22 protein-coding genes are annotated in these 19,595 nt (G+C 70.9%); 2 read left to right on the top strand and 20 right to left on the bottom strand.

Annotated features, from left to right (window positions below; all coding sequences use genetic code 11):
- Nucleotides 1-221 precede the first annotated feature (221 nt).
- The 18 genes from ACE1OC_RS06765 to ACE1OC_RS06680 all read right to left on the bottom strand — a co-directional run bounded on the left by ACE1OC_RS06765 (nucleotide 222) and on the right by ACE1OC_RS06680 (nucleotide 15,060).
- On the bottom strand, nucleotides 222-1,337 hold the full coding sequence (locus ACE1OC_RS06765; protein ID WP_407836208.1) for a DnaB-like helicase N-terminal domain-containing protein: 1,116 nt from the start codon (nucleotides 1,335-1,337) through the stop codon (nucleotides 222-224).
- On the bottom strand, nucleotides 1,337-2,575 hold the full coding sequence (locus ACE1OC_RS06760; protein ID WP_407836207.1) for a DNA cytosine methyltransferase: 1,239 nt from the start codon (nucleotides 2,573-2,575) through the stop codon (nucleotides 1,337-1,339). The genes ACE1OC_RS06765 and ACE1OC_RS06760 overlap by 1 nt, the downstream gene beginning before the upstream one ends.
- Nucleotides 2,572-3,441 (bottom strand): hypothetical protein, encoded by an 870-nt coding sequence (locus ACE1OC_RS06755; protein WP_407841492.1) that lies wholly within the window; start codon nucleotides 3,439-3,441, stop codon nucleotides 2,572-2,574. The genes ACE1OC_RS06760 and ACE1OC_RS06755 overlap by 4 nt, the downstream gene beginning before the upstream one ends.
- A gap of 482 nt (nucleotides 3,442-3,923) precedes the next feature.
- Nucleotides 3,924-4,154 carry a hypothetical protein gene (locus ACE1OC_RS06750; protein WP_407836206.1) on the bottom strand — a complete coding sequence of 77 codons (231 nt, stop codon included), beginning with the start codon at nucleotides 4,152-4,154 and terminating at the stop codon, nucleotides 3,924-3,926.
- 203 nt (nucleotides 4,155-4,357) lie between these two features.
- A complete protein-coding gene (locus tag ACE1OC_RS06745; RefSeq protein WP_407836205.1) occupies nucleotides 4,358-6,139 on the bottom strand; it encodes a type IV secretory system conjugative DNA transfer family protein in 1,782 nt (593 codons plus the stop codon).
- Nucleotides 6,140-6,178: 39 nt separating this feature from the next.
- Entirely contained in the window at nucleotides 6,179-6,955 is a 777-nt protein-coding gene (locus tag ACE1OC_RS06740; protein ID WP_407836204.1) for a DUF317 domain-containing protein, read from the bottom strand.
- Nucleotides 6,952-8,193, bottom strand: a complete 1,242-nt coding sequence (locus ACE1OC_RS06735; RefSeq protein WP_407836203.1) for an ATP-grasp domain-containing protein — start codon at nucleotides 8,191-8,193, stop codon at nucleotides 6,952-6,954. Before ACE1OC_RS06735 ends, ACE1OC_RS06740 begins: the two co-directional genes overlap by 4 nt.
- Nucleotides 8,194-8,227: 34 nt before the next feature.
- Nucleotides 8,228-8,770, bottom strand: coding sequence for a hypothetical protein (locus ACE1OC_RS06730; protein WP_407836202.1), 543 nt, complete (start codon nucleotides 8,768-8,770; stop codon nucleotides 8,228-8,230).
- Nucleotides 8,771-8,840: 70 nt separating this feature from the next.
- Nucleotides 8,841-9,668, bottom strand: coding sequence for a hypothetical protein (locus ACE1OC_RS06725; RefSeq protein WP_407836201.1), 828 nt, complete (start codon nucleotides 9,666-9,668; stop codon nucleotides 8,841-8,843).
- Complete coding sequence (locus ACE1OC_RS06720) at nucleotides 9,659-9,907, bottom strand: hypothetical protein (RefSeq protein ID WP_407836200.1); 249 nt, start codon at nucleotides 9,905-9,907, stop codon at nucleotides 9,659-9,661. The genes ACE1OC_RS06725 and ACE1OC_RS06720 overlap by 10 nt, the downstream gene beginning before the upstream one ends.
- Nucleotides 9,908-10,179: 272 nt before the next feature.
- Nucleotides 10,180-10,965 (bottom strand): DUF317 domain-containing protein, encoded by a 786-nt coding sequence (locus ACE1OC_RS06715; protein WP_328967573.1) that lies wholly within the window; start codon nucleotides 10,963-10,965, stop codon nucleotides 10,180-10,182.
- Nucleotides 10,962-11,351 carry a hypothetical protein gene (locus tag ACE1OC_RS06710; RefSeq protein ID WP_407836199.1) on the bottom strand — a complete coding sequence of 130 codons (390 nt, stop codon included), beginning with the start codon at nucleotides 11,349-11,351 and terminating at the stop codon, nucleotides 10,962-10,964. Before ACE1OC_RS06710 ends, ACE1OC_RS06715 begins: the two co-directional genes overlap by 4 nt.
- A gap of 38 nt (nucleotides 11,352-11,389) precedes the next feature.
- Nucleotides 11,390-11,626: a hypothetical protein gene (locus tag ACE1OC_RS06705; protein WP_407836198.1), complete on the bottom strand. Its 237-nt coding sequence runs from the start codon at nucleotides 11,624-11,626 to the stop codon at nucleotides 11,390-11,392.
- Between the two features lie 2 nt (nucleotides 11,627-11,628).
- Nucleotides 11,629-12,396: a hypothetical protein gene (locus ACE1OC_RS06700; RefSeq protein WP_407836197.1), complete on the bottom strand. Its 768-nt coding sequence runs from the start codon at nucleotides 12,394-12,396 to the stop codon at nucleotides 11,629-11,631.
- A gap of 25 nt (nucleotides 12,397-12,421) precedes the next feature.
- Nucleotides 12,422-13,075: a hypothetical protein gene (locus ACE1OC_RS06695; RefSeq protein WP_407836196.1), complete on the bottom strand. Its 654-nt coding sequence runs from the start codon at nucleotides 13,073-13,075 to the stop codon at nucleotides 12,422-12,424.
- Entirely contained in the window at nucleotides 13,072-13,965 is an 894-nt protein-coding gene (locus ACE1OC_RS06690; protein WP_407836195.1) for a hypothetical protein, read from the bottom strand. Before ACE1OC_RS06690 ends, ACE1OC_RS06695 begins: the two co-directional genes overlap by 4 nt.
- Before the next feature lie 74 nt (nucleotides 13,966-14,039).
- Entirely contained in the window at nucleotides 14,040-14,456 is a 417-nt protein-coding gene (locus ACE1OC_RS06685; RefSeq protein WP_266578716.1) for a hypothetical protein, read from the bottom strand.
- A 106-nt stretch (nucleotides 14,457-14,562) separates the two neighbouring features.
- Nucleotides 14,563-15,060, bottom strand: a complete 498-nt coding sequence (locus ACE1OC_RS06680; RefSeq protein ID WP_407836194.1) for a hypothetical protein — start codon at nucleotides 15,058-15,060, stop codon at nucleotides 14,563-14,565.
- A 302-nt stretch (nucleotides 15,061-15,362) separates the two neighbouring features.
- Here ACE1OC_RS06680 and ACE1OC_RS06675 point away from each other — a divergent pair, with 302 nt between their 5' ends.
- Nucleotides 15,363-15,644 carry a hypothetical protein gene (locus ACE1OC_RS06675; protein WP_407836193.1) on the top strand — a complete coding sequence of 94 codons (282 nt, stop codon included), beginning with the start codon at nucleotides 15,363-15,365 and terminating at the stop codon, nucleotides 15,642-15,644.
- A gap of 411 nt (nucleotides 15,645-16,055) precedes the next feature.
- Entirely contained in the window at nucleotides 16,056-16,277 is a 222-nt protein-coding gene (locus ACE1OC_RS06670) for a hypothetical protein (protein WP_327280632.1), read from the top strand.
- A gap of 637 nt (nucleotides 16,278-16,914) precedes the next feature.
- Here the strand turns inward: ACE1OC_RS06670 and ACE1OC_RS06665 are convergent.
- Both ACE1OC_RS06665 and ACE1OC_RS06660 read right to left on the bottom strand, forming a co-directional pair.
- Nucleotides 16,915-18,066: a hypothetical protein gene (locus tag ACE1OC_RS06665; protein WP_407836192.1), complete on the bottom strand. Its 1,152-nt coding sequence runs from the start codon at nucleotides 18,064-18,066 to the stop codon at nucleotides 16,915-16,917.
- Between the two features lie 391 nt (nucleotides 18,067-18,457).
- The gene (locus tag ACE1OC_RS06660; RefSeq protein ID WP_407836191.1) at nucleotides 18,458-19,594 is read right to left on the bottom strand and encodes a hypothetical protein; all 1,137 of its coding nucleotides are present in this window, start codon (nucleotides 19,592-19,594) and stop codon (nucleotides 18,458-18,460) included.
- Between the last annotated feature and the right edge of the window lies 1 nt (nucleotide 19,595).

Raw genomic sequence — 19,595 nt, 5'->3', positions numbered from 1 at the left:
TCGCGTAGTACGGCTCCTCGTGGTCGATGCGGGCGAGGACCATGGTGTCCGGTCCGATGCTGCGGAAGCCGCGGTCGTACAGGTGAGAGAGGGCGGCGTCGCTCGTGGAGCCGGAGGTCGTGGCGACGACGGCCGGGTGGTGGTCTGGGTGGAGGGCGAAGCGGATGTGAGCGTCGGCGGAGGCGTGAGGCATGAGGGGCTTTCGGTCGGGGCGGGATTGGTCATCGGCTTGGCCGGGCTGGGGTTCGTGCGGCGGGGCCGGCTCGTACGGCCGGAGTTCGAAGGCTGGCTGACGGGCGGGAGGAGGGCTTCGCGCCTGGCTCGTTGGTGGCGTGGTGCCAGCGGGTCCGGACGGAGGACAGTGCGGAGAGTGCCCGGCGGCTGCCGGTGGCCAGTTGGTGGACGGAGGTTGCCTCGTCCGACGTCAGGGTTGCGATTCGGGCGGCGACCGTGACGGCCTGACTGAGGAGGGCGCGCTGGAGGATCTTCTGGCCCCAGTGCTCAGGTGCCCCGGCGGGATGGGAGACCAGGTCGAGGACCTCGTCAGGGCCGAACCCCGCGTGAAGCAGGCCGCGTTGCTGGGCTTCCCACAGCAGGGTGATGGGGTCCACGGGCGCCCCTCTGCGGGCGAGGGCCGTCAGGCAGGCGAAGAGGGCGGCGTGCACGGGGACGGTGAAGTCGCTTTCGTGTAGCCAGCGCATCCGCGGCAGGTCGTCGGGGCGGGCGGTCGCTGCGGCCAGCAGCATCCGTTCCTCGTCTTCCGCCTCCGCCGGCACCTTGGCTGCCGGGTCGGGTGCCGCCGGGGTACGGGGCATCGACCCGGGGTGAGAGGGGAAGGCAGTGGCCAGTTCGTCGAGGTAGACGGCGAGCTGGTCGGCGCGGGCCAGTACCGTTCCGGCCGGGTCGGGCCCCGGGGTGCGGGCGGCCTGGGAGAGGAGCCCGGCGTGCCGGCGCAGGAGACGGCGGGCATGTCCGGAGCGGACCATCTGGGCATAGGCTGGGGCATGGGCGTCTGTGGGGCAGTTGCTGATGAGGATGTGCAGGTAGGCGGCTGTCAGGGCGCGGGTCTGGGCGGCGGCGAGGAGCTGGTTGGGCCATACCGGGCTGGTGCGGTGGACCTCGGGCGTGGGTGGGGAGACCGTGCGCATCGCCGCGAACAGGCTGCTGTGGGCGGCGCTGGCGAAGTGCTGGGGCTCGAGCGGGCCGATGGTCTTCAGGCGGTCGGGTACCAGGAGTAGGGCGCCGAGCAGGGCCTGCTCGGCGTAGTGGACCACCGGCAGCGGTGCGGGATCGCCGAGGAGATCCTCCTCGGATGCGGCGCGGGCGTGGTTGGTCATCACGCCGCCAGGACGAAGTCGTCGCGGTTGAGCGTGCGTTCCACGTGTGGCGCGATCAAGTGCCCTGCGAGCAGTGGGGGGACGGCGTTGCCGATCTGGGAGAAGCGCTGGCCCTTGGTGCCCTGCCAGGGGTAGGACGCCGGGAAGGTTTGCAAAATCCCTGCTTCCTCGGCGGTGATCCGGATGGCCGGCGCCGCTGCGGAGCACAGGGCCGTGGTGGAGCGGGTGGTCCAGATGTATTCGTTGGCGCGGTTGCCGAAGAACAAGGTGGCGGCCGGCTCGGTCACGGGGCGGACGGCCGCGTTCGCTTGGCTGTTGCTGCGCAGCACCCAGTCCGGTCCGGCTGTGCAGCGCGGCGACGGCCGGGCCTCTTCCCGGCACCTGCACGGCGAGCCTGTCTTGGAGCTCCGGGAAGGGGCCGTGCGGGGCGGGGGGCTTTGCCAGGCGCCGCGGTCGCGGGCGTCGGACAGCGTCTTTCGGGAGCCGGACGGGAAGGGTTCGGGTCCGCCCCCGGGTCCGCCGCCGGCGCACACAGTGGGCACGGGCCCGTCCGTGCGTCCCCAGCCTAGGGCTTCGGCCATGGACACCCATCGCTGGCGGCCGGGCCCGAAGAGGGATTCCTGCTCGCCGAGCTTGGCGTGCGTGGGTTCGGGCGGGGCGGCCCGACGGGTGCGGGAGGCGATCAGGATCGCCCGCCTCCTGGTCTGCGGTACGCCGTAGTCGGCCGCGTTCAGGATGCCGCTCCAGGTGGAGAACCCCCAGGTGCGTAGCACGGCGGCGTACTGCTTCCACAGCGGTGCGACGTCGGGCACCTCCTCCATCAGCACCCACTCCGGCTCGCCCACGGTGTGGAGGGCATGGAGGTATCGCATTGGCTCGGCGGCCAGTAGCGACCGCGGGTCCTGGCAGGCGGCAAGCAGCTGGGGCCGGGTGTCGCGGCCGACCGCGAGGTCGGCGACCGCCTGGTGGACGAGAGGTTGGTCGACAAGCCCGAGACGTTTGCCTGCCATGCTCCATGCCTGGCAGGGCGGGCTCGCTATCAGCCCGCGGGTCCGCCCCACGAAGGGCCGGACCGGGTAGAGCGCGACGTCGGCGCGGATCGTGGTCTGCCCGGCTGCGGCGCGTGTCTTGCAGGCCCATTCGTCCCACTCCAGGCCGACGTCGCGCACACCCAGCACGTTCAGGGCGTGCCCCCAGCCGCCCGGACCGGCGAAGAGGTCCACGATGAGGTCTTTCATGCGGCCAGTCCGAAGTGGTCCCGGACCGGTTCGGGCTGCTCACCCCGGCAGGCCCACGGTGAGCAGCCGTCCACGACACCGGCTTCGAGAGCCTCCGCGTCCGGAGCGTCGAACTCCTGCTGGAGGGCGGCCCATTCTGCTGCGGTGACATGGTCGATCGGCGCCTCGGAAAGGGGTACCCGGGACCGGTGTAGAAATGCCTGGCCGAGGAGCGGGTTGCCGCTCGCGTTCGCGCGGGCATTGCCCTGACGGATGGCCGCGTCGAATTCGACAACGTCAGTCCATTCACTGGGAGAGGAGTCCCTGATGCTGCGCCATTGAGCATTTCCGTGAAATGGGCAACCGAGACAGCTTGATTTGGGTGTGTCGGCCAGTCCGAGCCGCTCCAAGTAGCGGAGACAGTCAGCCCTTGACCATTCGATGTCCAGGAGCGGGTGTGCGTTGTGCATGTACTGGACGCCGGAGTCCTTTGCCCGGTGGAACTCATCCGTACTGATGCCGACCCACTGCTCGACAAACACTCCCTTGGGCACCCTGGCGGGATAGGGATATCCAAGGATTTCTCGGACCTTCTTTTTTATGGGTTTTATTTTGTATTCCCCGGTGCATTGGCGCCGGGTCATTCCTTGCTTTCCATCCTTGTTCAGAATGTAGAGGGGCATGGAAGCGAATCTGCGGCTCGGGTTGAGGGCGTCATTGCGGATGTTTCCCGAAGACACACGAAGGATCGGGATTCCGGCCGGGGCGGCGATCTCGCGCTCAAGGCGGTCGAGGTGCTCGTACACCTTCTTCGGCTCCCAGCCGGTGTCCGCGAAGATCGCGACGTCGATCTTGGGGAGGGTGCCGTCCGCGGACAGGCACAACAGGACCGAGCTCTGTACCCCGGCACCTAGCGAAAGGGCGCGCAAGGCCGGGCGTTGGGTGGTGGCCGCGGTGTTGGTGGCCGGCTGGTGCGGTGCGGTGGAGGTCTTGGTGGTCGTGGGGATGGCGGTTCCTTGCGGGTGGTGACGATCGCGGCGTGGGCGCCGTCGTCGTTCATGGGCGGGTCGGACAGAGGGGAGACGGTTCCGTCAGCGGCCTCGTGTCGGCGCCGTCGTTGCGGGCGCTGGGGGTGCGGCAGACGTGGCGGGCGCTGGGATGCTGGAGGGAACCGCGAGGAGGACGGCGACGGCGGTCGCTCCGCCGGCGGTGAGGCGAATGCGGTCCTGGGCCGGGCCGTTGTCGTACCCCGGTGGCGCGGTGGCAGGCTCTCGCGTGATCAAGCCCTTGCATTCCAGGGAGCGCAGGGTGCTGATCCGGACGCGGCCATCGCGGCTGTGGACGTACTGCCGCCCCAGGCTCTGGGGCATCACGACGTGACCGCGGGCGGCTGCGCGGCGAGTTCGGCTGCGGCCAGGCCGTCGGATGCCACTGCGGCGGAAGGCCGGCGCCGCTGCGTTTCACGGGCGATGTCGGTGGCGGACTCGACGGCTGCCTCCGGAGCGAGTGCGGTCAGCTCCTGCGCCAGCTGCACCTGGCGGTCGACGCCGTCGGGCAGGCCGGTGCGTTCGGGGTCCGCTAGGGATGCGGCGCTGACCAAGGCCTGAGCTTCGGCCAGGTGGCGGGCCGCTTCGCTGCTGAGGTAGGCGATCTGCTTGACCCGTATCGTGGCGATCGGCCGCAGCAGCCCGGTCTCGTCGGCGGCGCTGACGCCAAAGGCGATCCAGGCCGACGACGGGCGGCGGCGTCAGGCGTGGGTGAAGGCAATTGTGTGGCGGAACCGCACGGGTGTGGGGTGCGGTATCACGCGGCCTTCTTGAAGTTGGCCTGCGCAGGGGCGGCTTTGGCGACGGCCCGCGCGGTGATCGCGTCCGAGGCGGCCTTTGATGCGGCGGTCAGGTCGCCCGCGCCCGGTTCGAGGTACCAGGGGCGCAGGTCGAGCGCGGCCGGGCGGAGCCCGGTGGCGAAGAGCAGGGCGGTGCCCTTGGGTAGCGCGCGGATCCGGTCCGCGGGCAGGATCCGCTCCTGCCGCATGCTGATCGAGGTGGACTTGCCCGAGTCGGAGATGGAGGTGGACTTCGTCTCGACGTCGTGGTCGCCGATCAGCCGGCTGAGCTTGTCCGCGAAATCGGGATCGTCGATGCCGGCGCCGATGACCTTGATTGTTGCCGCCGACCACATGGCGTCCATGCCTGCGTCCGACCACACCTTCTGACCCTGCCGGTAGCTCTGCAGGATCGTGATCGGGATGATGCCGCGGGAACCAAGGTGCGAGTACAGATCCGGCAAGTCGGAGATTTTGCATACGTTTGCGGCCTCGTCGAGGATCGCGAGCATGGGCGGGTCGAGGCGTCCGCCGCTGCGTTCGGCGCGGGAAGTCGCCGCCCGCATCACCGAGTCCGCGCACGCCGCGATCAGCGCGGAGGCTCCGCCGCCACCGTCCTTGGAGAGCAGGAACAGTGTGTCGGTGGAGGCCACGAAATCGGCCGGGCGGAACTCCGGGACGTCCTTCTGCGGGGTCACCCAGGTGGCGATGTCGGCGCTGAGCAGGGCGGACGCGTACTGTCTCGCGGTCTCATACACACCGTCTCTGGTTTCCGGCGGGCCCTCGACCGTTCCCTTCAACTGGGCCGCGACAGCGGTGAATCCGTGGTCGCGCAGGATGTCGAGGGGGCGCCGGTCGGCGGGGAAGGCCAGCCACTGCATCACGTCTGTGATCGGACGGTTGTCGAGGGCCGCGGCCAGGAACAGCTGGCTCAGGACGTTGCTGCCAGCCTTGGACCAGAAGTCCCCCTGCTGGCTCGCTTCCACGGACGCGGCGAGGAAGTGTCCCGCCAACCGCCCCGCGCCCTCCAAGGACTTCGCGTCCGCCAACGGGTTCCACCACATGGTGCGCGGTGCGTGGGCGATCTGCTGGGGGTCCATCGACCACACCCGCCCTACCTTGCTGCGGGCGTCGAAGCAGGTCGTATAGGCGTCACCGGCCGCTTTGTTGCTGGTGAGGAGTACGGCGCCGGGCGCGGCCAGGATGGAGGGAATCGCCAGCGAGGTGGTCTTGCCGGAGCGGGGGGCCATGATCGCGACCGCTACGTCCTCCCACCCCATCCGGACTTCGGTCTTGCTGCCCTGGAGGTTGCCGAGGAGGATCCCGGTGTCGGACGGGGCGATGCGTTGGGCGTCCTTCAGACTCGGGCGCAGGCTGCGGGCTTTGTCGGTGATGGCGGCGGCCAGGACCGGTGCGATGTCCTTGGCCTTCGCGGTGCCCTCGATGCGGCGCTTCCTGTTGCCGCCGAGCGTGCCCTTGTGGCGGCTCCACCACAGGCCGCTGGCGGCGAGCAGGGCCAGGACGGGCAGGATCCGCGCACCGATCAGCAGGGACGTTTCTCCCAGGCCGGGCCAGAGCTGGTCGGGGCGTATGAGGGCGTCGGCGGGCCGGTAGGCGGCCCAGGTGTTGCCAGTGGCCAGAGCAGTGAGGTTTCCGCCGAGCCAGGCGAGGTGGGCGAGGGGGATGGCGACGGCGAAGGCCCCGAGGAGGACCTTGAAGGCTATGTCGTAGCCGTCGGAGGAGGAGCTGGGCTGGGACAAGGGCGCGCGATTCCATGGAGGGGTCGGGGACGAAGGGGGTCAGCGGGTGCGGCGCGGCAGAGATCGGCCGGGTGGCTGCGGCGGCAACGGTGTGCCGGTGCGGTGGGCGGCGAGGCGGTCGACCCGGTCCCACAGGGCGTACTCGGCCTGATGGGCGGGAACGCGGTCTCGGGCGATGCGGACGCTGTAGCGCAGGAAGGGGGCCATCTCCTTCTCGTCACGCAGCAGCGGCTCCGTAGAGACCATGCTGGCGAGGACCGCGGCGGCCAGCTGGGGCGGGGTGTGGTCGGAGATGTGCGCCCGCCAGGCCGTACGGGCAGTGGGCTCGGAGGTCCAGGGGCCGTCGTGGGCGGTGACCTCGATGTGCAGCGCGCCGAGAGGGTGCCGGGAGACGGTGACGAATCCGTCGGGCGAGGAGATCTGGTGCTCCAGGACAGAGCGCTTCCAACCGGCCTGCTCCAGGACCTGCATCGGATCGGCCGCGCGGTCGGCCGGGCCGGTGGTGAGGGCGTCGGTGGCGGCGGCGATGATCTCGGCCGGGGTCCGGGCGCCGAAGCGCATGGTCCACGCCTTCTCGCCGGCTGTGGTTCCGGTGTGGTGCAGGGTCCACCAGTGTTCGTCCGGGTCCGGTGACAGCAGCAGTTCTGCTTGGCGGTCGCGGCGGGTGAGCCGTACGACCGGGCTGAGGGGGATGTGGGCGGGCTGCCAGCGGAATGCCTTCTGCAGCGGGGCTGTCACCCAGCGCGGGTCACCGCCGCCGGCCAGGTACCGGGGGGTGACCTGGGCGAGTACCGGCGGCTTCTCGGGCTCGTTCACTGGGGCCCGCTGTCCTTGACGGTGACCGCGATGTGGTTGGCGGTGACCGTACGGCGCGCGACGGCGAGGTCCAGGGTGTCGGCGTGGGTGGCGAACAGGCCGATGCGGGCGGAGTCGAGGTCGCCTGCGGGCGGCAGCAGGACCTCGTCGCCTTCCTCCAGCAGCCAGGCCGGGCCGTGCACCCACCCGGCGGCCTCGGTGAACCCGCCGGCGATGGCCCGCTCGGCGAGGGTGCCGGAGGCGGGGGCGTAGAGGACCTTGATGGCGACGGCCTGCTGCCGGGTCTGGGTGAGGTCGGGGGCCCAGCCGACGGCCAGGTCGGCGGCGATCCGCGGCAGGGACAGTCCCGTTGCCCGCCAGACCGCCCAGCCGATCCAGTCCCCGCCGATCCTCGCGTTGACCTCGATCACGCGCGGTCCGGAGGGGGTGAGCCGCAGTTCCACGTGCTGGATGCCGTTCATGGTGCCGGTGGCCTTCACCGCGGCCGAGGCGATGGGCGCGACGGTGTCCAGCAGCGGGTCGTCGGCGGTGAGGGTGTGGCCGATTTCCTCGAACAGCGGCTCGGCCCCGAGTTCCTTGCGGGTCACCGCGACCGCGGTGGTCACACCCTGGTACGTCACGCACTCGACGCTGACTTCCTCGCCGGACAGGTACTCCTCGACCAGGACGACGGTGTTGTCTCCACCGTGGAGCTGGACCCCGCGGGTCGCGAAGGCATACGCGTCGGCCAGGTCCTCCTGCGTCTCGGCCTTGATCACGCCGATGCTGCCGCCGACCGAGGCGGGCTTGACGACGACCGGATAGCCGATGGCAGATGCTGCCGAGAGGGCCTCGTCCAGGGAGTTCACCGCGGTGGAGCGGGCCGATGGAGCACCGTGGGCAGCGAACGCGGCGCGGCTGGCGGCCTTGTCCCGGCAGGTGCGGACCGACTCCACGCTGGTAGTGGCGAGACCGAGGTGCTCGGCCAGCCGGGCCACCGCAGTCAGGTGTCCTTCGGCCCAGGTCACCACGCCCGCAATCGGGAGGCGCTCGGTAAGCGCCTCACCAGCAGCGAAGAGGCCGGCCTCATCCTCGATGTCGCTGACGATCTCGTGGTCGACCACGTGGGGTCCTTCCCAGGTGATCGGACCGGTCGTGATGACGGCGACGTCGTAGGCATCGGCAACCTGGCGCAGGCAGTAGCCGCGATAGATGTCGTCACCCGGGGCGACGACGAGGACGAACGGACGCAGGGACAAGCGGACTCCAAGGCAGAAGGGAAGAGAGGTTGGTTCAGCGGCGGGTCGTGTGACCGGTGGTGGCTGGCGGAGCAGGAGGCGGCGGGGTGGCGGCGATCCGAGGGCCGGCGGCGGTGCGTACGGCGGTGGTGTGGATCTCCAGGACGGCGCGGCCGTGGACGAACCAGCCGTACAGGGCGTTCCACGCCTCCGAGTTACGGGCGTCGACTGCAGCGTGGCGGGCCTCCGCGCTCGCATGAGGATGGGCAGCGAGGAGGGTTCGGCACTCCGTCCTGGTGGCCGCTATCTGGTCGAGCGCATCGCGCAGTTGAGTCAGTTGCCAGGCCCAACGGTTCTGGACGGAAGAGGCGGGGACCCGTTCGAGGTCGGCCTCGGCGGCGTCGAGCAGGACGCCGGCCTCCTCGCTGACCGGTTCGAACGCCTTCCACACCACGTGGTCCCGGTCGGCCTTGCGGTCGTCGTAGCTCTCCGGGTCGTACGGCCAGCCATCGAGATCGGTGTGCTCGTCGGCGTACAGGTCCCAGGCGTCGACCGCCGCATCCGCCGCGCGCAGGAAGGTCGCAAGACGGCTGACCATCGCTTGAAGGCCGGGGACGGCAGTGCTGCCGGAGGGGGCGGATTGGGGCAAGGGCGGGCCTTCTCGGGTTTCAGGGGCGGGATGTACGGGAGTGCGCCGGACTTGCCGGGGCGGCGGCCGGGGCCGGTAGGCGGGTGGTGAGGTGGGTGCGGCGCTGGGAGCGGGCCTGTGCCCGGGCGGCGTCGATGCGGGTGAAGTGGGCTTCGACTGCCTGCTGGGGAGTGAGCGGGCTGGGGTTCTGCCGGGCGCTGTAGTGATCGAGGTCGTACATGCCGCGCAGGACGGGGGCGGCCGAGATGAGCTGTTCGGCCAGGCCGGCCATGAGGTGCTCCGGGACCGGGCCGCTGATCCACATCTTCCAGATCGGCGCACCGATGTGGTCGGGCTGGACGATGCGCCAAGCCAGGTGGTCGGAGGAGTCGTTGAAGATCGGACGCAGTTCGGCGCGGATCGGCAGCTCCGGTGCAGGCGAGCCGGCCTGGCCGGTGCCGTCCGGCTGGCGTTCCACGGCCCAGCCGGCCTTCTGCATGTGCTCCCACGGACTGCTGTCGCCCCGGCGCGGTCCGTGGAGAAGGCCGTCGGTGAATCCGGCGATGATCTCCGCCGGCACCATCCGGTCGAAGGAGGCGTTCCACGTCCAGTCGACGGACTGGATCCGCCACGGCGAGCCGGAGGCGAACGGATCGATCACCAGCTGGTGCCGGGCCTCGTCGGGGCCAGCCAGGGCGATCCGGAGGTCGCCGGGGGCGGAGGTGAGGGTCCAGCCGGCGGCGAGCAGGGCGTGGGTGACGTGGCGTGGGTCGCCGGGCCCGGCGAGGGGGCGGGGCGTGGTCTCGAAGGGGATCTTCGTGGCGTGGTCCTCGGCGTACGAGGCCCGCTGGGCGGGGCTTACCGCCACGGGACCGCCTGGGCGGGTGCCCTGCGGACGGAGGCAGTCCGCAGGGGTTCCAGGGTGAGGTCGAGCAGCCGCAGGTCCTGCAGGACGGATGCGGCCTCGATGTATTCGCCCAGGGTCGTCTCGACGGTTTCGGTGCGGGGAACGGTGGTTTCCTGGGCGAGGTAGCGGGCGATGCCGCGCAGGGCTTCGCCGAGGCGGGCTGCGGTACCTGTATCGGCGTCGACGAGCGCGGCGATCAAGGGAAGGACATCGGCCAGCTGGGACCGGTCCGCAGGTGGGCGGCGAGGCGGTGCAGGGTCTGGGCGGACGCGCGGATCTCTTCCGCGGTCAGCTGGGTGGTGGGTTCGTCGGTCATCGAAAGCTCCGGGGAGGGGAAAGGCGGTTCAGGAGCGCGGGGGTGTCAGGCCGTGACTGGGCGGTGGAGGCGCCGGGTGCCGGGCCGGGCCTGGTGGTCGGGGTGAGATGTTGCCCAAGGGCGCGGCCGAGGAGGGGCGACGATGGACCGGGCCTGTCATCGGGTTCTTGCATAGCCGGGTGCCTTGCTGGTCCGGGCACGGGATGAGACCCAGTTGCGGCCCCAGGTGGCGGCGCGGGCGGCGGAGAGGCGGGCCTGCTGCCAGGCGCCGAGCTGGTCGGGGCGCACGGACACGGAGGTCACGCGGATCCGGTTGCTGAGCGGGACGTGTCCGCGCGGGCGCATCACCGGCTCCGGGTCGGCCAGGGCCGTGGTCAGGGACTGCATCAGGTTCAGCGGGGTGCTCGCGGTGGCCTGCACGTTCCACACGGGCCCGTGCTCGTTGCGGGCGCCGACCCACCAGTGGTCCTGGCTGCCGTCACCGCCGGCTTTGACGTACTGCACGACGGCGTGTCGGTCGGGGCTCTGGGCTACGAAGTAGTCGTCCTGTTGCATGCTCCACGACTTCTCGGTGAGCGGCGCCCACACGTTCGGGGCGTGTGCCGAGCGCGGCTTGGTGAGTGCGTCGGTCAGGCCCGCGACGATCTCCACCGGGGTCTGCGGGGTGAGGGTGACCTGCCAGGCCGGCTGATGTCCCTGGGCGGCGCCGTGGATCTGCCAGCCGCCAGGCGGCTGGTAGGCGACGCGCACCATCTGGTCGGGCGAGTCGAAGGCGAGTGTCGTGCCGGACTTGCGGGTGATGTCCTTCCAGCCCGAAGCGCGCAGGAACTCGCTGACATGCCGCAGGTCGCCGCCGCCGGCCAGGTAGCGCGGTTCGATCAGGTAGTGCTGCTCAGCTTGTTGGGCCTGACCCCAGCCGGTCCACTGCTGCTGTCGGCTCACCGGTGCCTCCCGCGCGCCACCAGGGCGGTGGCCTGCGTGGCTGTCGGAGGCGACGTGGTCAGGGGGTGGCGCGTGGCGATCTCCTCGAAGACTTCCTGGTGTTCGTCCAGGTCGAGGGCGAGGTCGTACAACGTGTTGGCGGTGCGCCCGAGAGCCAGCCACATCTCCGCCGGGAAGACGCCGCTCTGGGCATGGTGCTTGGTCACGTAGGTACCGGTGGCGACCAGGGCCGACAGCCTGCCGAGGACGCCGCTGTCGGCATCCAGGACCTGCCGGAGGATCTGGGCGGCCTGCTGCGGCCCGGCCTGGGACAGCCGCTCGGATAGCTGGTCGAGCTGCAGGGTGATGCCGGCGGTGAGGGCATCGGCGGTGGCGGGTGGGGTCATGGGTGGTCCAGGGTGCTGTGCGTTACCCACGACGGCGGTCAGCGGGTGTGGCGGTGGATGGAGGCGGCCGCCGCGCCAACGTGGCGCGGCGGTGACATCGGGGGCCGGGGCCGGTCGGTGCCTGCGGCTTTGACGACGGCGGCGCGCAGGTAGCGGCGCAGCAGGAAGCGGGCGAGCGCCGGTCGGCGGGCCGCGGTGAGCAGCGGGACACGGGGCCGACCGTCAGGAGTGTCAGCCGATGGCTGGGGGCGGTTGGTCTGGCGCGGGTCGGGCACGGTCACCGGGTTCGGGCGGTGGCCCGGGCACCGGGCTGGGGCGTGGGCAGCGTGGTCTCTGCGGCCCGGCGGGCGGCGGCGCGCAGCACGGTGGCGATGCCGAGGCGGGCGAGGCGGGCGCCGGCGGCCCGGACGGCGTGGGCCTGGGCCCGGGTGTCGTCCCCGCCGAGCACGTACGCCTTCGCTGCGCTCTCCCAGACGAACCCTTCAGCGAGAAGGACCTCGGCTGAGGGACGGGTGGTGGTGACTGCGGCGAGCGAACCGTCCTCAAGCCAGGTCATCACCACCTGCTCCTGCTGTGCACCGGGCCCGGGCTGCGGGGGGTTCATCGCGTTGTGCCGGACCTGGGCCAGGGCGATGTCGTAGCGCGGCAGTAGATCTGCCGTGACGGCGCGGGCGGCGCGCTCGGCGTCGGCGGGCACGGCGATCCCGTCAGGCTCGCGTACCCCGGCGTACGCCTCGGGGGCGACGCCGGCCGGAGCGATGGCGGCGACGAGGAACTCCTCCTCATGCCGGGGGTGGACGGTGATGTACAGGCTCATGCCGTCGTCGCGGACGAGGTGGGCGTCGGCGCCCAGGGCGTACTCGGCGAGCGCGGCTGCTACCTCGTTGAGGTCCCATACGTTCTCGGCGTGAGTGAACTGCTCCTCGTGCCGGGCGTGCTGGTGGCACTGGATGGTCCAGTGGCCGGGGAGTTCCTCGGAGAGGACGGTGGCGAACGATTCGACGTCGCGGCTGTCGTCGGCAGGCAGGGTATGGGGGGCGGGCATGGGCTCCTCGAACTTGGGGCGGGGGTCATCGGGTCCGTCCGGAGGCGGTAGAGGCGGGTATGGCTGGCGGGGCGGCAGCGGGGAGGGCTGAGCCAGGCCGGGCCGGGGCCGTGGTGCGGTCGGCGAGTTCGGCGCGGGTGTGCAGCAGGTCGGCGGCGATGGGACCGAGCCGGTGCTCGGCCAGGTAGCGCATCCGGGCCGCGACGTGCCGGTCCGCAGGTCCGCCGAGGCCGTCGTAGACGGAGGCAAGGGAGTGGAGAAGCTGCCCCAGAGAGGCGAGGATGCCGTCGTGCGCGGCGGTCACCTCCTCCAGCCGGTCGGACACCTCGGCCGGGCCGGCCGCCTCGCGGATGGACTCTGCGAGGTTCGCGATCGACCGGCCCGTCGTCACGTAGCGGGGGTCGGTCGTCGAGGTCGCGAACTGCGGGTCGGCCTGTACCCGGTATCCGGCGGCCTGGAGCCGGGCGACGGCGAGCTTGGCCACGGCCGCCTGATCCGCCGGCTCGACGGTCGGCGACATCCGGTGCCAGGTGACCCTGCGGACCTCACGCAGGAAGAACGTGCGTTCCAGGATGCCGTGGGCCAGCCCGTCACCGCCGTGGGCGGTGATCCGTCCGGTGTCCGCGTCCCTGGTGACTGTGATGGGCGGCGCCTTGCGCGGGGCGGCAGGCTCGTTCACCGGGCCATCGCACGGGCCGAGGTGGCTGCCTGCACGGGCAGTGTCGGCGCAACGGGGGCCGGAGGCGCGGGAGGCTGGAGGCGCGAGGTGATCTCGCCCAGCTGCTCCTGCAGCCCGTACAGGCGGCGGGCTGCCCAGAACAAGTCCCGTGCGGCGGCGTCCGTTTGGTTGTCGGGCAGCGCGGCGGCCTGCCGACCGACCTCCTCCACGAGCTGGCGCACGGCGGCGATCGGGCCGGACTGCTCGGCGGCGAGCTGTCGCAGGATTCCCGCGAGCGGGCCGGTCGCGGTTGGCACCCGCGGGGAGACGGTGACCGCCGGACCGGCCGACGGGTCCTGGGGGCCGGAACGCTGCTGGGGGATGGAGTGCAGAAGGAGGTCGGCCGCGATGTTCCGCGCCTCGGCGACCAGGGCCTGCAGGAGCCGGTGGGGAGGGGCACTCCAAGTGCCGTCGGCACGGATCAGGTTGGCGATCACGTCCAGGCGGCAGGGCTGGCCCTGGACGGCGATCCACCGGCATGCCGCGTCGTCGCCGGGTGGCGCGATTCCGGCGACACGAGCGATCCGATAGCCGATCTCGGACCACTCGGCGTGGTTCAACTCCCGGTCCAGCGGATGCAGGTGTGCGGTGATGTGGAGCATCGCGCGCCGGTCGCCGTCGGGCCCGGAGGCGAGTGGGTGCTCCAGCGACGGGTCGGCGAGATGGTCGGCCCACGTCGCCGACTCCCATATCCGGTCGTCGTCGGTGTAGTGGTCCAGCCGGTTCCAGTGGGCCACCACCGTGCCGCCGGGCTCGGTGGTCAGGCCCTCGGCCATGCTGATCTCGCGGCCGAGCGCCTCGGCAAGGGCTTCGTCGGCGGTTACGTCACGGGAGTGGACTGCAATGATCATGGTCTCGCTCACGGTCGGGCTTTCGAGGGGTGGCTGCGGGCCGGCGGCTTCGCGCAGTGGCAGGACGGCGGTGTTTACCGGCCGGGGCGGGCGTCGGCGACGTGGACGAGCTGATTGACGGCGGTCAGGGAGTACCAGTTGCAGTCCACGGCCTCCTCGGCATTCCCGAGGCGCTTGACGAGGTACTCCCGCAGCGCCTTCTGGTGCATCAGGCACTCCGGGCATCGCTTGGACAGGTGCACCAGGTAGCGCGGGTGGGCGGTGACGTAGGACCGGTCGCCGCCATTGGGGTCGAGCAGCCGCCATCCGTTCTCGTCGGTCGGGGTATGCCAGGAGGGGGCCACGACCTTCATCGCGTCGCCCCACAGCTCTCCGCCGGCGGCGCCCTTGAGGACCACGACGTGCTCGCCGGGGCGGAAGTGCTGGTGGGTGATGTCCCGGTCGGGGGTGAGCGGGTCGGGCGGGAGGTACACGGGGCGGGTCTCGGGCACGGAGGTCCTTCCACGAAGACGCTGGGCGGCGGTGGAAGACAAAGGGTCCGGAGAATCCCCGGTTTCCGAAACCGGGGATCGGCGGCTATATTGCGCGCCGCCCGGCCTACCGGAACGGGTTCTCCGTGGGCCGGTCGCGGTCGTCGGCGGCCTCCAGCAGCTCAGGCAGATCGGTCCCCTCGGCCTCGCGCTGGTCGACCCACCACCCGGCTCTCGTCAGCAGCCGGACCTGCTCCTCCAACTGGGCCCAGTCGGCTTCGTCCCAGGTCCCTTCGGTGACCAGCGCGGTGTAGGCGCGGGTCACCAGCTGGTGGCGGGTGCGCTCGCCCCAGCCCAGGATCTTTTCGGGTCCCTCCAGGGGCGGCATGTCGAACTGGGTTGCCCAGTCCGCAGCGGCGGTCTGTTCTTCGGCGCGCTTGGCGGCCAGCCACTCGGCCGTGCTGGCGGCATCTGCCTGGTGATCGGCCCGCCAGCAGTCGGTGCACTGCCGGGCGGCGAGCCAGCGGGCGTATCCAGCGCGCTGGTCCGCCGAACGGCTCGACAGGTCATGGGTGTTGGTGTGTCCACAGCTGTGGACGATCTCAAAGGACGTGGGGACTCCCAAAGGGGTGCTCCTTCTATTAGGGGTGTTGCGGGATGAGGTGTACGGCGAAGCCGTGGGGCTTCGTGGGGGGTAAGGATTTGCATGGACGTAAGGGAGCTCGGCGCGTCAGCTCTGTAGCGTCTGGATCCACGAGCTTCACGGACTATCGGTTGGCGAACGGCTACTACATCGGCACTGACGGTGACTTTCGCGCCACCGGGTCGATTACCGGTCGTTCCGCTGAGACTCGATTTCCGGTGACGTTCCGTCCTGCGACGCTCTGACCAGGGCGGCAAGGTGTCGGCCAGGAAGGAACTAGAGACATGGCAGACGCACAGGAGTCACCCACCGTCGCCGTAGCGCGTGAACGGCTCGTGGAGGCCATCGGTAGGGAAGCTGCGTTCCTTGCCGACCAGCGGGCCGGACAAGCGTCCCAGGGGCTCGAAGCCCTCGCCCGTGCCTTTGCGCTGGTGTCCGGCGGCACGACGGCCGCCGCGGGTCCTGCCCCGGCGCAAGAGGGCCTGGTCGTCCAGACCCGAGGGCTTCGTCCGGTGGATCAAGACGAGATTGGGCAGCGCGAAACGGTCGACATCACCCAGCGCTAGCACTTAGCAGCCGCCGCCCCGGTACGTGCGCCGACGCTGTGCCGGGGCGAAGCTGCGTCCGACGGCTGGCGCCCTCACCTCGTGGTGGGGGCTTTCGCAAGGCCCATACGGGGCAGCGCCTTCAGGCCGCCTTATCGAGATCCAGCCGTTCCGCCGAGAGTCGTTGATCGGTGACGCTCTGTCCTGCGACGCTCTGACCAGGGCGGCAAGGGGTCGGCCAGGGAAGGGCACTGAGACATGTCTGACGAGCAAGCAACCCCCGAAGTAACTGACTTGGGTGCGATTCAGGGAAGCGGAGACGGCCCTGCGCTGCCGGAGCTGGGCTCGATCCCGGTGACTGAGATCCGGCCGGAGAGCGAGAGCGGCCTGACTGAGGTCGCGGTGGCTGACGTCAAGGCAGAAGACAGGGGCATGTTCAGCGTGCGGTACAAGGGGGCACGACCCACCCTCGTACTCACCGGCGGAACCGTCGTCCCCTCCGTCATCACGGTCGTCGACGGTGACGGAAACACTATCGCCGAGTACGAAGCCCGCCCCGCGGTCAAGCGAATCACCAGCCGCCTGCTCCCCGACGACCAGAACGACCTTGCGTGCGCCACCCCCGACTGCAAGCCCATCAGCCTGACCAGGTAGCCCCACAGGCGGAGCGCGCTCTCGCCCCTTCGCGCCCTGGTCGCGGAGGGCCTTCGTTGTGACCGGGCCACCCGAAGATCGTTGGTAGGCCATGAACAACATGAAGCGTGTACTTGTAGCGGCCACCCTCGCGGGGGCGGCCCTGTCCATGACTGGCGCTGCCCAGGTGGCAGACGACGGGAGCCGTTGGGCCCCCGGGCTCGACCAGCGAACGACCGAACTCCTCGTTGGCGATGGGCACGCCGCGTGGGGCGCCCCGGTCGTGGACGAGGAGGGGGCAGCGATCCACTCTCATTCCCCCTCTGCCTAGCCGCTAGAACGGCGGACCAGCGGCCCCGAAGTCCTCGCGTGTCTTGAGCCGATGGCACGGGCGGAAGAGCGGTTGAACGTTTCCGTCTGTGTCTGTCTCGCAGAGCTCCCCTCGGCGGTCGCTCGGGCTGGCATTCCGCAAGTTCTGATAGCCGGGATTACCAGCAATGGCCACGGAGAACTCCTTGCAACAGAAGGGGTGGAGGGCTGGACCGGTCGCGTGAGCCGGTCGCACAGCGGTATGGCGAGGCGCCCGGGAAGCCGGGGGGCACTCGGCGCCCGCGACGGCCAGCGGGTCGGACTCACGCCCGGAGGGCGGGCAGCCTGGTCAGCGGGAGCGTGCTGCGCTCAGTACGGGCGCCGGTCCCGGCACGCGGCGGGTGGCCGGTGGCGGTGCGAGCCGGGGCCGGTCGGGGTTCCGGGCGAGATCGATTAGCTGGTCCCCCTCGGTGAGCCAGAGCGACATCGCGACCGTCCCGTCCTGCCCGTCAGACTCCAGAGTTGCCTCGAAGGAGTCGAGGAACGCCGTCTCGTGTGGAGACAGCTGCAGAGCCTGGGGCCGGCGCACGTGAGCGATGAGACGAGGGACCTGGTTGAGGAACCTGGCGAGCGCCCCGGCCAGAGCGGGATCGAATGGTTCAAGGATCTCGCCGGGTTCATAGGATTCCTGGGCCCAGCGCAGGTCTTCTTCGGCCTCGGCGAGCTGACCGCGCAGGAGTGCGGCGGAGTAGTCCGGCAGCAACCGGTCCCGTACGGCAGCGGCAATCGCTTCGATGGTGGGCGCGGTGACGCAGGCGGGCCCCTCGGAGGCGACCGTGTCGAGTTCGTCCGGGCCGGGGAGCATGGCGCCGACCACGTAGTGGGCGTGCCACGCGTCGTGGACGAGGACGAGCCAGTCGCCGTCGCGGTCGTGCCGCAGATGGGCGGAGACCGACGGATGGCTGGTCTCCAGGGCCTTGTGAAGCGCTCCCCCCGAAGGGCCAGAGGCCCATACCGACTCCAGCAGGCCCTGCTGTGCGTGGCGTTCCGGATGCGCGGTCACCATCACCGTCCACCGCCCGGGCAGGGCGTGGGCGATGCGGTCAGCGACATCGCCGAGGAAGGGCCGCTCGCTGAGGATGACGGCGACGTCGAGGTCTTGCGCGCTCTGACGCAGCTGGTGCAGTGCCTCGCGGGCCTGGCTGTGATCGTCCAGGGGCAGTTGGTGGATTCCGTACTGGTCCGCGGTGAATCCGGCGAGGGTCAGGCAGGTCTCGGCCCACTGGTGACGCGCTCCGGATGCGTGGCCGGTCAGGGTGCCGGCAGTGGTGCGGTGGAGGGTGATGGTGGCGGTCGGCGGCAGGGCAGGTGTCCTTGGGTCGGGGTAGGGGTTGTGTCGGTGCGGTGTGGCTGTCAGGCCGGGGAGGGGCCCGTCGTGGTCACCGGGTTCGTCTGGCAGTCGAGGAGTGGGCGCCGAGGGTGGGTACGGGCACGGAGGCAACCTGGGGGGTGCTTACGCGGTGCTGCGGAGGTCGGGCGGCGGCGGCCCGGGCGATGCGAGCCAGCCGTTCGGCCGCGGAGTTCGCTCGGACCGGGGCGTTCGCTGGGGCCGTTTCGGCTGGATCGAGGGAGAGGTCCGCATGCACGGTGAACCCATGTCGGCGGAGGTCATGGACGGTCTGCCGGGCGCGGCGCCGCAGGTCGTGATCGGGCTGGGTCAGCCGGAACAGATCCGCTCGGCCCGGTACTGGTTCGAACTGCTCGCGCTCCAGGTACCAGGCCGCGAGGTGGGAATTGATGGCTGTGGTGGGACGGGCGACCACACCGTGCTCGGCGTGCAGCCCGAAATGGAAGTGCGGTTGCATGGGGGGCGTCCTGATGGTCGGGGGAGGTCATCGGCTGCGGGGCGCTCGTCCAGGGACGGAGGGCGCGGCCTTGGCTGCAGCGGGAAGTGCAGGCCGGACCGTGGTCGCAGGGCCGCCGGGTCGGGTGGCGCGGGCCTGCCGCAGCAGGGCCGGCGCGTCGGTGCGCCACCGGCGGAGGGTCTCGGCTGTGCCTGGCGGCAGGGCGGCAGGCGAGGACGGTGCCGCCGGCCACGAGGGTTCCGCCGCGTCCGGTTGAAGGAGCTGGTGGAGGCGGTCCAGGGAGGCGGAGTCCTCGGAGCCCGACACGGGGCGCACACGGGAGAGGAGTTCAGCGGCGTGGGGGCGCACGCGGCGCCACTCCACGGAGCTCTCTTCGAGGTACTGCTGCTCGGTGTGTCCGAGCGCGGCCGGGTCCAGGCGGGTGCCGTCGCTGTAGAGGCTGGACTGCTGGATTGAAGTCCACTCCACATGGAGTTCCTCGAGCCTGCCGTGCGCCGCTTCGACGGCAACCAGCAGCCGTTCGTGGACGGCCTGCTCGTACTCGGGCAGGAATGTGCCGGTGACCAGGCCGGCGGCGTGGGCCGCTTCGGAGGGCAGCACGACTGAGCGGGGGGCGTGCGGGTCGGCGTAGTTGTCGTCGAAGGAGGCGCTCGCGAAGGCGCCGAGCAGGTACTCGTGGGCGCTGCCGAGCCGTTCGACCAGGAGGAGTTCGATGCCTGCGCCGTTTGCAAGTTGGGCGGCGTACGGGATGCGGCCGTGTTCCACCGAATCGATGAGTTCGCCCGCGTCCCACAGGAGCGGGACGAGGTCTTCCTGCCACACCGGGTGGGCGTAGACCTCGACCTTCACCGTCCACGTCCCGGGCAGGCCGTCGGCCAGCGCGGTGGCGTAGTCGCCCAGGTACGGGCGGGCGCCGCCGAAGAGGAGCACGCGGTGTCGGCGCGCGTTCTCCGCGAGAGCAAGCAGGTTGGGCTTTGCGCTGTCCACGTCGCGCAGGGCGTACGTGCCGTCGGGGCGCCGCTCGAATCCGGGCGTGAGCTGAAGAGCGGTGTTGGCCCACCGGTACTGCTCGCCCACGGGGACGGCGACCAAGCCGTCGGCCGGGCTGAGGGCGAGGATGATCTGTGCCAGGCCCCTGGGGCGGGGCGTCGTGCGGTCGTCCATG

The organism is Streptomyces stoeckheimensis, from assembly GCF_045822005.1.
GTDB classification, from domain to species: Bacteria; Actinomycetota; Actinomycetes; order Streptomycetales; family Streptomycetaceae; genus Streptomyces; species Streptomyces stoeckheimensis.
Note: the sequence above shows the minus strand (reverse complement) of the source record. Positions and strands in the feature narration are given on the sequence as shown.

Excerpts from the sequence above, each read along its gene's own strand:
- ACE1OC_RS06765 (WP_407836208.1), bottom strand. The coding sequence starts at position 1,337 with ATGACCAACCACGCCCGCGCCGCATCCGAGGAGGATCTCCTCGGCGAT.
- ACE1OC_RS06760 (WP_407836207.1), bottom strand. The coding sequence starts at position 2,575 with ATGAAAGACCTCATCGTGGACCTCTTCGCCGGTCCGGGCGGCTGGGGG.
- ACE1OC_RS06730 (WP_407836202.1), bottom strand. The coding sequence starts at position 8,770 with ATGGTCAGCCGTCTTGCGACCTTCCTGCGCGCGGCGGATGCGGCGGTC.
- ACE1OC_RS06710 (WP_407836199.1), bottom strand. The coding sequence starts at position 11,351 with ATGACCCCACCCGCCACCGCCGATGCCCTCACCGCCGGCATCACCCTG.
- ACE1OC_RS06700 (WP_407836197.1), bottom strand. The coding sequence starts at position 12,396 with ATGCCCGCCCCCCATACCCTGCCTGCCGACGACAGCCGCGACGTCGAA.
- ACE1OC_RS06690 (WP_407836195.1), bottom strand. The coding sequence starts at position 13,965 with ATGATCATTGCAGTCCACTCCCGTGACGTAACCGCCGACGAAGCCCTT.
- ACE1OC_RS06675 (WP_407836193.1), top strand. The coding sequence starts at position 15,363 with ATGGCAGACGCACAGGAGTCACCCACCGTCGCCGTAGCGCGTGAACGG.
- ACE1OC_RS06670 (WP_327280632.1), top strand. The coding sequence starts at position 16,056 with ATGTTCAGCGTGCGGTACAAGGGGGCACGACCCACCCTCGTACTCACC.
- ACE1OC_RS06660 (WP_407836191.1), bottom strand. The coding sequence starts at position 19,594 with ATGGACGACCGCACGACGCCCCGCCCCAGGGGCCTGGCACAGATCATC.